Annotated in this window: 25 protein-coding genes and 1 pseudogene; 12 read left to right on the plus strand and 14 right to left on the minus strand. The window is 26.7% G+C overall.

Features of this window, described 5'->3' with window-relative positions; all coding sequences use genetic code 11:
- Nucleotides 1–24: 24 nt before the first annotated feature.
- The 3 genes from EV01_RS05400 to EV01_RS05390 all read right to left on the minus strand — a co-directional run bounded on the left by EV01_RS05400 (nt 25) and on the right by EV01_RS05390 (nt 1,290).
- On the minus strand, nt 25–432 hold the full coding sequence (locus EV01_RS05400; RefSeq protein ID WP_032516744.1) for an OsmC family protein: 408 nt from the start codon (nt 430–432) through the stop codon (nt 25–27).
- Between the two features lie 126 nt (nt 433–558).
- Nucleotides 559–801, minus strand: a complete 243-nt coding sequence (locus EV01_RS05395) for a hypothetical protein (RefSeq protein ID WP_032516745.1) — start codon at nt 799–801, stop codon at nt 559–561.
- A 282-nt stretch (nt 802–1,083) separates the two neighbouring features.
- The gene (locus EV01_RS05390; protein WP_032516746.1) at nt 1,084–1,290 is read right to left on the minus strand and encodes a hypothetical protein; all 207 of its coding nucleotides are present in this window, start codon (nt 1,288–1,290) and stop codon (nt 1,084–1,086) included.
- 181 nt (nt 1,291–1,471) lie between these two features.
- Between EV01_RS05390 and EV01_RS05385 the strand changes: the two genes are divergently transcribed.
- A complete protein-coding gene (locus EV01_RS05385) occupies nt 1,472–1,846 on the plus strand; it encodes a hypothetical protein (RefSeq protein ID WP_032516747.1) in 375 nt (124 codons plus the stop codon).
- 282 nt (nt 1,847–2,128) lie between these two features.
- On the opposite strand, the gene EV01_RS05380 is transcribed toward EV01_RS05385, so the two are convergent.
- The 3 genes from EV01_RS05380 to EV01_RS05370 all read right to left on the minus strand — a co-directional run bounded on the left by EV01_RS05380 (nt 2,129) and on the right by EV01_RS05370 (nt 3,614).
- Nucleotides 2,129–2,443: a hypothetical protein gene (locus EV01_RS05380; RefSeq protein ID WP_032516748.1), complete on the minus strand. Its 315-nt coding sequence runs from the start codon at nt 2,441–2,443 to the stop codon at nt 2,129–2,131.
- A 133-nt stretch (nt 2,444–2,576) separates the two neighbouring features.
- On the minus strand, nt 2,577–3,347 hold the full coding sequence (locus tag EV01_RS05375; RefSeq protein ID WP_032516749.1) for a hypothetical protein: 771 nt from the start codon (nt 3,345–3,347) through the stop codon (nt 2,577–2,579).
- Nucleotides 3,348–3,431: 84 nt separating this feature from the next.
- A complete protein-coding gene (locus EV01_RS05370; RefSeq protein WP_032516750.1) occupies nt 3,432–3,614 on the minus strand; it encodes a Nif11 family protein in 183 nt (60 codons plus the stop codon).
- 238 nt (nt 3,615–3,852) lie between these two features.
- Here EV01_RS05370 and EV01_RS05365 point away from each other — a divergent pair, with 238 nt between their 5' ends.
- From EV01_RS05365 to EV01_RS05350, 5 genes are all read left to right on the plus strand, one after another.
- Nucleotides 3,853–4,032 carry a DUF2839 family protein gene (locus EV01_RS05365; RefSeq protein WP_032516751.1) on the plus strand — a complete coding sequence of 60 codons (180 nt, stop codon included), beginning with the start codon at nt 3,853–3,855 and terminating at the stop codon, nt 4,030–4,032.
- A gap of 145 nt (nt 4,033–4,177) precedes the next feature.
- The gene (locus EV01_RS05360; protein WP_241433444.1) at nt 4,178–4,315 is read left to right on the plus strand and encodes a hypothetical protein; all 138 of its coding nucleotides are present in this window, start codon (nt 4,178–4,180) and stop codon (nt 4,313–4,315) included.
- Nucleotides 4,316–4,618 (plus strand): hypothetical protein, encoded by a 303-nt coding sequence (locus EV01_RS05355; protein ID WP_032516753.1) that lies wholly within the window; start codon nt 4,316–4,318, stop codon nt 4,616–4,618.
- Between the two features lie 67 nt (nt 4,619–4,685).
- Nucleotides 4,686–4,838, plus strand: a complete 153-nt coding sequence (locus tag EV01_RS09710) for a hypothetical protein (RefSeq protein ID WP_193741383.1) — start codon at nt 4,686–4,688, stop codon at nt 4,836–4,838.
- An 85-nt stretch (nt 4,839–4,923) separates the two neighbouring features.
- The gene (locus tag EV01_RS05350) at nt 4,924–5,103 is read left to right on the plus strand and encodes a hypothetical protein (RefSeq protein WP_011818547.1); all 180 of its coding nucleotides are present in this window, start codon (nt 4,924–4,926) and stop codon (nt 5,101–5,103) included.
- A gap of 4 nt (nt 5,104–5,107) precedes the next feature.
- On the opposite strand, the gene EV01_RS05345 is transcribed toward EV01_RS05350, so the two are convergent.
- Nucleotides 5,108–5,287 (minus strand): hypothetical protein, encoded by a 180-nt coding sequence (locus EV01_RS05345; RefSeq protein WP_032516754.1) that lies wholly within the window; start codon nt 5,285–5,287, stop codon nt 5,108–5,110.
- A 134-nt stretch (nt 5,288–5,421) separates the two neighbouring features.
- Nucleotides 5,422–5,706 carry a DUF1330 domain-containing protein gene (locus EV01_RS05340; RefSeq protein ID WP_032518495.1) on the minus strand — a complete coding sequence of 95 codons (285 nt, stop codon included), beginning with the start codon at nt 5,704–5,706 and terminating at the stop codon, nt 5,422–5,424.
- Nucleotides 5,707–5,784: 78 nt separating this feature from the next.
- Between EV01_RS05340 and EV01_RS05335 the strand changes: the two genes are divergently transcribed.
- On the plus strand, nt 5,785–6,327 hold the full coding sequence (locus EV01_RS05335; protein ID WP_032516755.1) for a PAP/fibrillin family protein: 543 nt from the start codon (nt 5,785–5,787) through the stop codon (nt 6,325–6,327).
- A gap of 683 nt (nt 6,328–7,010) precedes the next feature.
- The gene (locus EV01_RS05325; RefSeq protein WP_032516757.1) at nt 7,011–7,415 is read left to right on the plus strand and encodes an MAPEG family protein; all 405 of its coding nucleotides are present in this window, start codon (nt 7,011–7,013) and stop codon (nt 7,413–7,415) included.
- Nucleotides 7,416–7,420: 5 nt separating this feature from the next.
- Here EV01_RS05325 and EV01_RS05320 read toward each other — a convergent pair whose 3' ends face one another.
- Genes EV01_RS05320 through EV01_RS05305 form a run of 4 tightly spaced genes read right to left on the minus strand, consistent with a single transcriptional unit; the run spans nt 7,421 to nt 9,255 of the window.
- Nucleotides 7,421–8,290, minus strand: coding sequence for a restriction endonuclease (locus EV01_RS05320; protein ID WP_032516758.1), 870 nt, complete (start codon nt 8,288–8,290; stop codon nt 7,421–7,423).
- 20 nt (nt 8,291–8,310) lie between these two features.
- Nucleotides 8,311–8,562: a hypothetical protein gene (locus EV01_RS05315; protein ID WP_011818540.1), complete on the minus strand. Its 252-nt coding sequence runs from the start codon at nt 8,560–8,562 to the stop codon at nt 8,311–8,313.
- Nucleotides 8,563–8,603: 41 nt separating this feature from the next.
- Entirely contained in the window at nt 8,604–8,801 is a 198-nt protein-coding gene (locus EV01_RS05310) for a hypothetical protein (RefSeq protein WP_032516759.1), read from the minus strand.
- 34 nt (nt 8,802–8,835) lie between these two features.
- On the minus strand, nt 8,836–9,255 hold the full coding sequence (locus EV01_RS05305) for an acyl-CoA thioesterase (protein WP_032516760.1): 420 nt from the start codon (nt 9,253–9,255) through the stop codon (nt 8,836–8,838).
- Nucleotides 9,256–9,692: 437 nt separating this feature from the next.
- On the opposite strand from EV01_RS05305, the gene EV01_RS05295 reads away from it, so the two are divergent.
- Both EV01_RS05295 and EV01_RS09715 read left to right on the plus strand, forming a co-directional pair.
- Nucleotides 9,693–9,929 carry a hypothetical protein gene (locus EV01_RS05295; protein ID WP_032516762.1) on the plus strand — a complete coding sequence of 79 codons (237 nt, stop codon included), beginning with the start codon at nt 9,693–9,695 and terminating at the stop codon, nt 9,927–9,929.
- A 41-nt stretch (nt 9,930–9,970) separates the two neighbouring features.
- Complete coding sequence (locus tag EV01_RS09715; protein ID WP_193741381.1) at nt 9,971–10,135, plus strand: translation initiation factor IF-2 N-terminal domain-containing protein; 165 nt, start codon at nt 9,971–9,973, stop codon at nt 10,133–10,135.
- Nucleotides 10,136–10,154: 19 nt separating this feature from the next.
- On the opposite strand, the gene EV01_RS05290 is transcribed toward EV01_RS09715, so the two are convergent.
- Nucleotides 10,155–10,412, minus strand: a complete 258-nt coding sequence (locus EV01_RS05290; RefSeq protein ID WP_032516763.1) for a DUF2470 domain-containing protein — start codon at nt 10,410–10,412, stop codon at nt 10,155–10,157.
- A gap of 19 nt (nt 10,413–10,431) precedes the next feature.
- The gene (gene dusB, locus EV01_RS05285; protein ID WP_032516764.1) at nt 10,432–11,439 is read right to left on the minus strand and encodes a tRNA dihydrouridine synthase DusB; all 1,008 of its coding nucleotides are present in this window, start codon (nt 11,437–11,439) and stop codon (nt 10,432–10,434) included.
- Nucleotides 11,440–11,612: 173 nt separating this feature from the next.
- Here dusB and EV01_RS05280 point away from each other — a divergent pair, with 173 nt between their 5' ends.
- Both EV01_RS05280 and EV01_RS0108855 read left to right on the plus strand, forming a co-directional pair.
- Nucleotides 11,613–12,005, plus strand: a complete 393-nt coding sequence (locus tag EV01_RS05280) for a hypothetical protein (protein WP_032516765.1) — start codon at nt 11,613–11,615, stop codon at nt 12,003–12,005.
- A 47-nt stretch (nt 12,006–12,052) separates the two neighbouring features.
- Nucleotides 12,053–12,373 (plus strand): annotated as a pseudogene (locus EV01_RS0108855) (cell surface protein); the annotation flags it as partial.

Raw genomic sequence — 12,373 nt, forward strand, 5'->3', positions numbered from 1 at the left:
TTATGTAATTACTATGTTTGAGATTTATTCATTATGCCAACTAATTTTAATATCTATTTCTTGAGATAAATTTCTTGTAACTGGACATTCTTGGGAAGCTTTTTTCAAAAATTCAATAGTTTCATTAGAAGTGCTCTCTGGTATAAAAATATTTATTATTAGTTCTTTTATCTTTCTCGCGCTATTTTGTGTCATTACTTTTTCAATATTTAAATATATACCTTTCAAATCAAATCCTTTCGATTTAGCCTTGATTGCCATAATGGTTAGCAGGCAAGTACCTAGAGATGTTGCTAATAAATCAGTTGGGGAAAAACTTTCACCTTTACCACAGTGATCTAAAGGTGCATCAGTTCTAATAAAACTTCCAGATTGTAGATGAATAGCCTCACAGTTTAAATTTCCCAAATAAGAACATTTAACTTTAGTCATTTTAAAAAATTAAGTTAGGAAGTATTATTAGTAAAAAATTATGGAACATAACAAGATTATTGATGAGAAATTTTTTATTTGCATATTAGTGGAGTATTAAGGAAATTCATCATTCAAGTTTTGAAATCAGTTTTTATATCCATATTCCTCTAAGCAATACTCAATTAGTTCAATTGATTTATTAAGAGTTCTTTTATTTTTATTTTCTAGATCGAAGCATTTATTTAAAACACGTATAGATTCATTTAAAAATGATTCTTCTTTATTTTTTAAATCTTTAACTTGATTTATATAAATTAATTTTTTTATCCCAATAAGGGAAAATATGATTATTAATATTGTAAAAATTGCGATTTTGAATTTATGCATACAATTAGTTATTACGAATATTTTAATTAATTTAATATCTAAAAACTTTAAATACCTTATATAACTAAGTAATTACATATGTAGCTGCTGTTATCACTATTACAGTTATTGAAACGAAAATGTATGGAACAACTTTTAAAAGTATATGTAGATTATTTTTAGACATAACTAAAACGTTTATAAAAATTCTTACATTCTCTTTAAACTTTATAAGTCTTCAAATATACAAATTAATTTTCTTTGCAAAAATTCAATTCTTTTAAAATATTAAAAAATTTATATTCATTCAATTTTCATTAAATAAAGTATTTCTAAATCCTGCCTTGAGTCCGCTATTTTTCTTTTTAAGAAGATTAATTCTTCTTGGCTCATTTTTGATTCTTTTATCATCAATTCTGCTTGTTCAATAGCATGTTCTATATTTCTAATTTTAATTTCTCTTATTGAGGGATCATCCTTACATGCTTTTTTAGTATTCGCATCTAACATATGTACTAAAAAAAATCACCTTGAATTTATTCTAAATTAAAACTTCATTATGCTGCTACCGCAAATTTAATTAAAATAAATTATTATATGAGTAAGAACTTTAACCTTAGCTAACCCTCTCTTCAATTGATCGAGTGGGTTTTTTTTATGGTGTAATATACTCCTAGCATTTAATACTAATTTGGAAGATTCAAAACTTAATCCTGATGAAAATAATTCAATCGAATCATCTCCCAATTTGAATGATGACAATAAAGATCTTAATGAGGGGATTAAAAAAGAAGAAAATGTTAAAGCATTTACAGAATTTCTAGAGAAAGCAAGTATTCAAGATGCTTCAGAAGAAAAAGTAAAACTTGATTCTGAGCAACAAAAACTAAAAGTTGACAAATCACTTTTTAAAAGATTTCTTAATAATGGATTTGATGGAATTTCAACTAATCCAAACTATAAAATGTTGGCATTATTAATAATCCTTTTAATTAATTTGTCTCTATTTTTTGTAATTGGCAATATGGGTAAAGCGTTTTTAAGAAATGCAGGAATTATGGGTTAGAAATTATTTATTTCTTTTTGGATAATCATCTTTACAATTTTGATTCTTCAAATGAAACTGTGATATTTTCTTGTCAAATTAATATTTAAATAAAATTTGGATAATAAAGAGCCAGAAAATCCAGTCGTTTACCTTTCTAATTTAGTCAAGAAATTAGATGTAAAAAACAGAAATGGTTTAGTAGCATTAGCAATAGTGAACCTTTTAGTAATCCTTTTATTTAAATTTTATTTGAAAGGGTCTGGATTATTATCTTAAATTTGCCTACTGGTATTATTATTTTTATTCAGCATTCTCAAATTGCTTTGCTAATCTAAATGCCTTCTTAATTATTAGAAAGCCACCATATGCTCCTGCCAGTAAGGGTAATACTATTAAAGGGTTAGGGGAATAATCTGAATAATTTTTCACCCCCTCAACATATTCATAACCTGAACATTTAATAAATATAAAGCTAAAAAATGTGATACTCCAACCAATGATTGATAAAAAGCCACCTTTTTTATCTCCTTCGTAGAATCTGTCTAGACCTAAGCCCCAACCTCCTATTAGGAATATTCCTCTAACAACTGAATTTTTTTCTTGATTTCTAAGCATAATAAAAAAATGTTCATTATGAACATAACCTATTTTTTATTTAAGATGTGAGATGTTTTTAATAATTAATCTTTAAAATAAATTTTTAATGGATTTATTCTATAAATTACAAAAATATTATTCAGTGTTTTAATTAATCATTGGAGATTGAATTTGAATTCAACAATGAAATTGAAGGCCTTATATAAATAAAAATAGATCCATACATATCCTGCATAATTCTCATTTCATCGTCTAAATATACAATTGAAACCTGGCAATTTGGCGATTCTTTATTCCAAGGTAACTTATTCCATACCTCTTTAACTGGATACCATCTATCCATAAGTAATTCACTAAATAATGGAATCTTATTAAGTCCATCAACTTTGGAAACTTTTGTCTTTTGTAAGTGCATATCAAGTAAATTATTTCTTAAAACTAAATCACTTGCTAGTGTTATTACTCTTCCTCCAAATGTAGGCAATAGTTTGAACCAACCTAAGATAGGAATTGTTGTGAGCCCAAATATTGTGGTGTCAAAAGTAGATATAAATTCTTTTTTGTCAAAATCAATCTTTTGAGCAATTCTCCCAATAGTTGATACGCCAAAGGATCCTACTTGCAATTGATGTAGTTTAAAAAAAAGATTACTTTTAAATTCATCATTTAATGCCTTTTCAATAGCAAGGAAGAAAGGAGAACTTCGAAATAATTCAACATTAGAAAAAATCAATTCCCACTCTCCAGTCAATAATTTTTCTGATATTTCAAAACTAAATTCTTTAAGATCCTCAATCAATTCATCCATTTCATTAGCTTTTTCCTCATACATAGGAGAAATTAATTTATTTAATCTTTGCCCTCTATCTGTAACAGCAGCTATTTTATATATATTTGACTTTATCTCTCCAATTTCTCTCATAACTCAAAAACAAAAATACTAATTTATCTTAGGAATTTAATTTGAAGTTGATGGCAATTTTAATAATGCTGGTAATAAAATCAATTAATATTCTCCCCACCTTTTACTAATATCAAAACCCCATTCTGTGGTTAATCTAATTACTTCATCATGATTCTTGCATTTTGAAAGGGATAACTTTTTACTAGGATTATTTTTTATTAGCTCAGCGATTTGATTAAGTTGCTCAATTTTTTTTAGAAAATTACTTAGATCTTTATCTGACATTTATCTAGGAAGTAAATTTTTGATCATAAGTAAATATGTAATAAAGAACCCAAGCAACACCAATAATCAGAATTGCAATCATTATATTTACTGACCAAACTACTTCTATCATGTAATTTTTTTATTTATTTTTAATATATCCAAAATTTAAACTAAATTAACCGTTAATAATTTAAATCTAGATCAATACACTAATACTACTAAGTATATAAAATAGTCTTAAATAGTTTAAAAAATTATGGGAGAAGCTAAGAGAAGGGAAAAGTTAGGCTTACCACCTAGAGAAAAGAAAAAGGAAAAACAAACATCGAAAAATCAACTAAACAAAATTTTAAATAAATATCCTTATTTACCTTTCATTTTAGGCTTTTCATTATTAGCAATATTAATTATCGATTTAGTTAATTACTATAAATAGATATATAAATAGATTTATAAAAAGGGGAAACTTTTAGCAGAAGAGAAGATTATCTTCGCAATTACGAAATTATTTTTCCATAATAAAAATAAAACTCATGAAACCTTTTAACACCTCATGTGCCTTAATCTTAGGGGTACTAACTTTGTTTTCAATATCTAATGCAAATGCGGGTGGCTGCAGTTCTCATAATGAGAAGAAGGCAGAAATTGAATGCTTGTCTAATGATAAAAAATGTATCGATACGAAAAAAAAGGAATCACTATACAAAGTTGAGGCGTAAATGTTTGATAATCTTGGAACTGCTCTAGTACAGGCACTAGGCTTTTTTGCTGTTTTTGGTTTTTTTGTATATCAAACTTTATTCGCAGATAGCAAACCCAAAAATTCAAAATTAAATCCTAAAAAAACAAAGATTTCCAAAACAAAAGAATCAACAAAAAAAGAACCTAAAAAAGGGTTATTCAACAGAAAATCTAAACCTGTTGAAGAGAATTTACCAGTCCAAAAAAAGGGATTATTTGGGAGCAAAAAAGATATTATCAAAGAGGAGATTAAACCAAAGAAAAAAGGTTGGTTTAAATAGGTAGAAGTGCTTAAACTTTATTTTGATGTCTTTTATACAAAAATTTCTTCCAGTAACTTTATAATTAGTGAATTCAACACTAAAAATGAATTATAGAGAAATCACAAAAAAATATAGTGAGTTACTTAACAGAGCTGAGTCTGCCACTGGCCGTAAGGAAGTTGTAGGTCTTTTAAAAAAAGCTGCCAAATTGAAATCTCAGATTGAAATCAATTATTAGAACTTAAAATTACTTTAATTCTAAATGTAAAAAATTTTTTTAAATAAGTTTTTACATGAGATAATCTGCTTAGATTATTTTTCTTATGAATAAAAAAGGTTATACAACCGAAAGCGGTGGTAGACAAAATGGTTTTGCAATTGAGCCAGAAATTAATCCCATATCAGAAGGCGAATCAAAGAAATCCATATTTTTATTTATTGGAATATTATTACCTTTTTTAATAGGCGGTTTTTATTATTTAAGAACTCTGAATATATTCTGATATTTTATAAGCTATTTTTAGCAATATATTCTTCTGAGCTAACTATATCTTGCATTAAGCTCTCTGATGAAGGATTGAATCCATTTTGCTCTAAAAAAGATTTAACCTTTTCAAATTTTTGCTGAATTTTTTTTGTATATGGCGTTGTCATCAAATAATCGTCCTTTTCTGTTGAATAGTTCATTTGATTAACGGATTACTTTTACAATTAAATTTTGCAAAATATGCTCTTGCTAGTGAAGTTATAAATATTACATAAATAATTTAATAGTAATAAATACTTATAATTTTTTTGTGAGATCGCTATTGGTTGATTTTTTAAAGAGTACTTATAGTAACTAGTTCCATTAAATCTCTTGACTGCAGATATTTTTGAAATACTTCAGAATAAAATGCTTTTTTAGCAGCAAATTTAGATTCGAATTCTATTACTAATCCAAGCTGACCTCCGTCCCATTCATTTGAGGTTGATTCTTGTATCAAATCTCTTTTTACTATTACTCCTCCCACAGATTTAATCCAAGGCAATACTGTTCTTATATATTCCAGAAATAAATCTGCATTTCGAATGGAAATTTTCTTTAGCCAATAGCTTTTTGTCATCAAATCAACATATTCTGGGTAGAATATAGCACAAAGAGGTAAGTATTTATCCTTAGTTATATATTCAGTGGTTATCAGATGTATTCCGAAGACGATTTATTAAATTTACTTCTTAAGTCTCCAAATTCAGAGAGTATACGTACTATTGCCGAACATTTAGAAAATGATCATAATTTTTCCTTTAGCAAAGATAGAAATGATTTACAGGGAGTTTGGGAGCTTAGGTGGAGTAGTTCTAATAGTCCTTTTTTAAAATATTCTCCTTTTGTTGATAACCTTCAAATTCTTGATCCCTTAAATTTAAATGGTCTTAATTTACTTAAACCTAGAGGAATAAAATCAATTATTGGCACTGGTATTTTAATAAGACTTAATTACATAAATGAAAAAACAATTGGGGTCAAATTTACACATGCTGGTGTTATGGGTCCTAAATTTGGAAAAAAAAAAATAAAGGCTATGAAAAAACTAAATAATGAACAATTAGGGTGGTTAGAGATAACTTATTTAAGTAATAAGCTTAGAATTTGTAGAGGTGATAAAGGAACTTTATTTGTTTTAAGAAAAATAAATTCATCGACTTTATTCAAGAATTTTAAGGAATGTATTAAAAACTATTAAATATGTAAATTAGTTCTTTATCCAAATAGACTTTAATACGAAATAAATTGGTAAATATTTAAATGATTCTTTTGGTAATTCATAACTTAAGAATTTTAGTGCTTCTTCTAACCAGTAACCAATATCAAATCCTAAAAGAATTTTTTCTACAACAAACCAAAATTCTTTATCAAATATAATTCTAAAGTTTAAGTAAATATATTCCCAATGAAAGGTATTCCAATATTGGGTTAAAAATGAGGATAAAATAAGCCAAAGTGATATAAATAGAAAACTTTTAAGAAATTTATAAAATTTTTTCATATACTATCAACTGTTTTATTTAATTTTCAAATATCTATTATTATTGTTTGGATCAAAATTTATTTCCATGAAATATATTCAAAAAGATATAAAAATATCGAGAAAATAGTAAATTTTCGTGACATTAATAATCAATATTATTCTTCTTTTTTTAGATTCTGTGCCTTTAGATTTTTATTCTTAAGAAGAAATCCTAAAAACAGAAAAGCAAAATATATTAGTAAACTTATGCCAAAAATTAAAACTATCTTTGAAATATCCATAAATGACTTTTTTAATAAATTACAGTATTTTTTGCAAAATTTTATCTATGGTAATGATTTTTCATTTATCACGATAACAAGCTTCAATTATTAAGCTAATAATATTATTTAAATCATATGCAAGTAGCTTTTGCCTGGAGCCTTTGTTTATCAGTGGGTGTTGTTTTATTATCAATTATTCCATTAACTATAGGGAGAGTTAAAGCGGGATATTCTGTTGAAAATATGTCTGCTCCAAGGGCATTATTCGATGAATTGCCTTCTTTTGGAAAAAGAGCAGTTTGGTGTCATCAAAATTGTTGGGAGAGTATTTCCCTACATGCACCCGCATGTCTTCTTTGTTTGATTACTTTAACTGACTCTAATATTGCAATAATTGCAGCATTGATTCATCCTATTTTTCGCTTTTTATATATTGGAGCATATGTATTTAATATCCCCGCAGCTAGAGGTTTAATGTGGGCCTCAGGAATTTTTACAACACTTTTGCTTTACAAAGAGGGCTTAACTCAATTGATATAAATTATTTAAATAATAAACTTTTCTAAATCTTTTAATTGATATTCATTGATTAATTCAACTTTATTTGATTTTGCTAGTTGATGAGCAGACTTTGTAAAGCCAGATTTTGAGACTATTATTGCATGTGTACCTTTCCAATATAATTTACCAGCTGAAATTTCCTGAACTGCTTTGTTTCCAATGGCTTTTTCATGATCTTTGCATTGTATACATATTCTCAAATCATTTATTGACGCAATTAAGTCAACCCCTTGATCTCCTGTATTAGGGGTTTCTTTTACTGCCCATCCATTTTGTTTGAGAATTTCCATACAATGATTTTCAAATCTAATACCTTTTTTGTAGTTTCCCTTGTTTTTACTTGAGTAGTTTTTTTCTATTAGGTTTAAGCATGATTTCTCTATTTGACTTGCTATGAAAACAAACCAATCTTCAGTCTCGAGATTTCGAATAGATCCAACTATCTCATCATCAATAGTAGGATTTTCATAACAATACGATCTCCACTTTTCGAAAAATAATTCAATACTTCCAAATTTTTTTAAAATAACTTTTTCCCAGAAGTAGGGGATTCCCTCTTTAAATCGCTTAGATCCATTAAATATATTTTTCTCAATGGCTTTCTCATCAAGAGGTGGATTGCCAATCCATTTTTTATAATCCTCGTTACCGTAAGCATCTATTTCCCTTAATCTGATCCTCTCCTCTAACAAATTGTATTTGTTCTCGTTTATTAAATTATTAATTGTTTGAATAAAGAAATTGGAATTTAAGGCATTATTTATTTTTAACTTTTTCTTTTTAATTTGATAATCTCTTAAAATTATAAAAGTTAAAAAAATGATAAAAATAATTAAAATAAAAAAAAATTTCATTAAAGATTTTTATTTTCTATCTAAAAAGTTTTTGTTTTTCTAATAACAAAATTATTTTTTGTTATTACTGAAGATTCATTTACTTCAAACCCATTAATTGCTGATATTTCTCCTTTTATGCCTTCTAATGTTAATTGCTCGATAATGCCTTTTATTACTTCATCCTCAACCAATTTTCTATCAATTCTTTCAGGTGTAATATCTGTAAGCCATTTTGAGGTCTTTTTTTTTACAACCTCTGTAGGGTTAGTTATTTTTAAGTAGATAGCCATTTTTTAAGTCATTCAGTTTGAATTATAAGCATTAAATCTTCTTAACTTTTATTATTGTCATTACTTTCCCACTCAAGAAATTGAAAAACAAAAATTGCAAAGATAGAGAAAAATATTATAAACAACCCTAACCATCCTATAAATTTGTGCTCTGTAAAAAGATTTGTGAGCATTGATTTTTCTTGATATCTTGATTCCATTTCATATTGATAAGAATCAATAACTTGAAATATTTTCATAATTAATAAATCATTCACTAGGCGGATAATCATTTCAACCGTTTAATTTACTAAAGGCTTCCGAAAGGAAATTTGGCCTTTTTCTTATTATAGAAAAATTCAGTTTATTTATTAAGACTAAATTGACTTCAGCAATCGTTAGGATTTCTTTTTTCTTGTTAAGAAATTTTGAAATTACATTAATCCTTGGACTTTTTTCAATATTGAATTCGCTTTCTATGGTTATTTTTTCACCAAGAAATAAAGGGGATTTATATTTTATTGATGAATCGATTAAAGGTAAATCGAAGCCTTTTTTAGTAAGTTCAAAATAACTTATACCTACTTCTGAAAGTGCATTTATTCGGCTTTCTTCAAGCCAATTAAAATATTTACCGTGCCACATTACGCCTGCATGATCTGCATGTTGAGGTAAAACAATTTTTTCTATTTTCCAAACTGGTTTTGAGTTCATCTTTTATTTAAAAAATATTTTTATTCAATGAAAATAACTTATTTGATATTGTAGATTAATTTTGTTTATTAACATAAGAATCATCAAAACTATATTTATAAAGTTATGTTTAATCGTAAAAATAGAAAAATGAAGAAAATTTTTCAATGGGAAGAATATTTAAATTGGAAAAATATGTCAAAGGAACAGAAATTAAATTTTAAGAGGGCGTGCTTATTCCCCTTTCTCGTCTATATCGTTTATGTTTTTCTTAATCAGTATTCCTTGGCAATTCTTTTGTTATTAGGTCTTTATTTTTTAATTAGATTTAATAATAGAAATAAGTTGGGAAGATGAAAATTTTTTGATTTAGATTTATATAGATTTGTATTAAAATTATCTAGTTTTTCTAAATAACTCTATTGGTATATAAAAATAGTATTAGATAAATTTTTTTTATGAAAAGAATTGTTTTGTTTTTATGTGTATTAGTTTTTTCAATATTTTCTAATTCGAATAATTTATTAGCAAAAGAAATTGAAAATAACATTAAAGATAATATTTCTAACGAAATTGAAGAAATTAAGCCTGATAATAAAAAAACTAATATTTCTAATTCCTCGGTAGAAGATATTTTTGGTGATGAACAAACTTTTCCATTCGTGGCAGGTTTAGGGAAAAATGCAGCCCATTGATTGTAAGGTTCTTGAAAATGTAGAAAAGATTTTTAATACTAATGAAAGGTCTTAGGGTCCTAGAACTCTCTGAAGCAATTAAAGTTGATAGCGCTGATTTATTAGCTGTTTGTGCAATTCTAAAAATAAAAGCCACATCTAGATTAAGCATGCTTTCATTTGAAGAATGTAAAAAGATAACTGATTACTATGAAAATAAAAATTAGAATTTTTTTATAAATTATTTTATTTTTTAATTTCTTTGATCATTGATACTAAAGTTGAATGAATTTCTTCTTCAGATATTTCATTTTTAAAATTGATAATTGCAGACTGGCCATCGTAATTGATTTTTATATAGCTGTTATTAATTTCTTCCATATAAGCATTCTCAAATCTTGATATCTTTCCATAATGTATAAGATATTTGTGAACGGAATCAATGTGTTCATTATTCATATGATCACAAACTCTTTTACTTGTTTCTTTGCTAATAATTTTCATTTAAAAAAATAAATTTGTTTTAAGCTAATGTATTTTTTTCATTATTCAAAGTTTTAATCATTTTAATTATTAAATTTTTAACTTCATTTTTATCAACAGCTCTAACTAAGTTATTTCTCAAATTTGATGCTCCTTTAAAGTCTTTACATGTCCATGAGATATGTTTCCTGGCTATTAGCAAGCCGTGATCTCCTTTTTCTTTTATTAATTCATCAAGATGCTCAATAATTAAATATAGTTTTTCTTCTGTATTTGGTTCTTTAAAATTTTTATTTTCTCTGATGGCATAATCTATTTCTCCTATTTTCCATGGTGATCCTAAAATTCCTCGTCCAATCATTACACCATCAGCATTTGTTTTTCTTAAACAATTAAGAGCATCATCTGGATTTTTGATATCTCCATTAGCAATTACTGGAATTTCCAACAACTTTTTAAGTTTCCCGATCATTTCCCAATCTGACTTGCCTGAAAAACCCTGTTTTCTAGTTCTGCCATGGAGTGTGATCATAGTTGCTCCTGCATCTTGAAGTTTAAATAAGAAATCCTCTATATTTTCTTCTTTACTATCCCATCCGAGTCGTGTTTTTACTGTTACTGGTACCTTAACAGCTTTTACTACATTTTTGACTAATTCTATAGCAAGTTTTCGGTCTTTTATTAAGGCACTGCCTCCACCTTTCTTTGCAATTTTTTTTACTGGACAGCCCATATTTATATCAATTAAAAAAGCTCCAGAGTCCTCAGCTTGCTTCGCTGCTTCAGAAACAGCATATGGTCTATTATCAAATATTTGTACTCCAATGGGACCTTCTTCTAAATCTATTTGATTGATTTTTTGTGTTCCAAATCCTTTTTTAAGACTTGTGGCATTAATCATTTCTGTAAAAAGTAGAGAGTTTGGAGCCCATTTACGTACAAGTTTCCTAAAAATATTATCTGTAACTCCTGCTAATGGCGATAGCATCACCTTACTCGTAATTATCCTGTTAACTCCTCTTCCTTTTAGCTTTATATTTGAAGACATATAATTTTAAATTTATTTAGTTATTTTTTTATTATAAATTCCGATATGTATTTGATTTTATGTTTTCTATTTATTCCTTTAATTTTGCAATAAGTGCTTTTAGTTAAATAGACCTAATTGATTACTTTTTTTGCTAGTTTATATTGAGTTGAAATTAAAAAAGGGAATTTTTCTTGTTTATATTACTATCCATTTTTCTTCCAATAATTATTTTTATTGCCCCAATAAATGTAAAAGCTATCCAAGGTAATTTGGATATATCGAGTGCTCAAACTTCTGTAGGCAAAAGATTTGCTAAAGTTTTTTGTGATGCTAAGAGGGAAGGATTAGATTCTGATTTTGCCAGTGAATATGCTTTGAATAATACATATTTAAAATTTGTAGCATTTCCAGACGATGACGAATATTTGGATAATTTATGGAATTTCACCCACAATAATATATTAGATAATTGTGGTGAATTTGTAGATATAAATGATCTAAAAGACCTAGAGAATTTTTTTAAAGAAGAAGGTTTAATCGCATCAAATAGGGAACTCTATTTACCAACTTTTGAGAATAATTAGATTAAATTTTTAGCATGTACTAAAATATAAATAGAATAAGATATTTTATGAAAATATTAGGTTTAAATTCACCTGAAATATTCATAATTTTAGTAGTTTTGCTTTCAATTTTAGGTCCAAAAAGAATTGAAAAAGGTTTCTCGTTATTCAAAAAACTATTAAAATTCCTTTTAGGTAAAAATGAAGATCAAAGCTTATCAAATTCAGAAGTAAAGGCAGAGGAAGCAGAAGAAACTGAAGTTAAAGAAGAAATAGTAGAGTCAGAAGTAAAGGCAGAGGAAGCAGAAGAAACTGAAGTTAAAGAAGAAATAGTAGAGTCAGAAGTAAAGGCAGAGGAAGCAGAAGAAACTGAAGTTAAAGAAGAAATA

It is taken from the genome of Prochlorococcus marinus str. MIT 9401, assembly GCF_000760095.1.
Classification (GTDB): Bacteria; Cyanobacteriota; Cyanobacteriia; order PCC-6307; family Cyanobiaceae; genus Prochlorococcus_A; species Prochlorococcus_A marinus_I.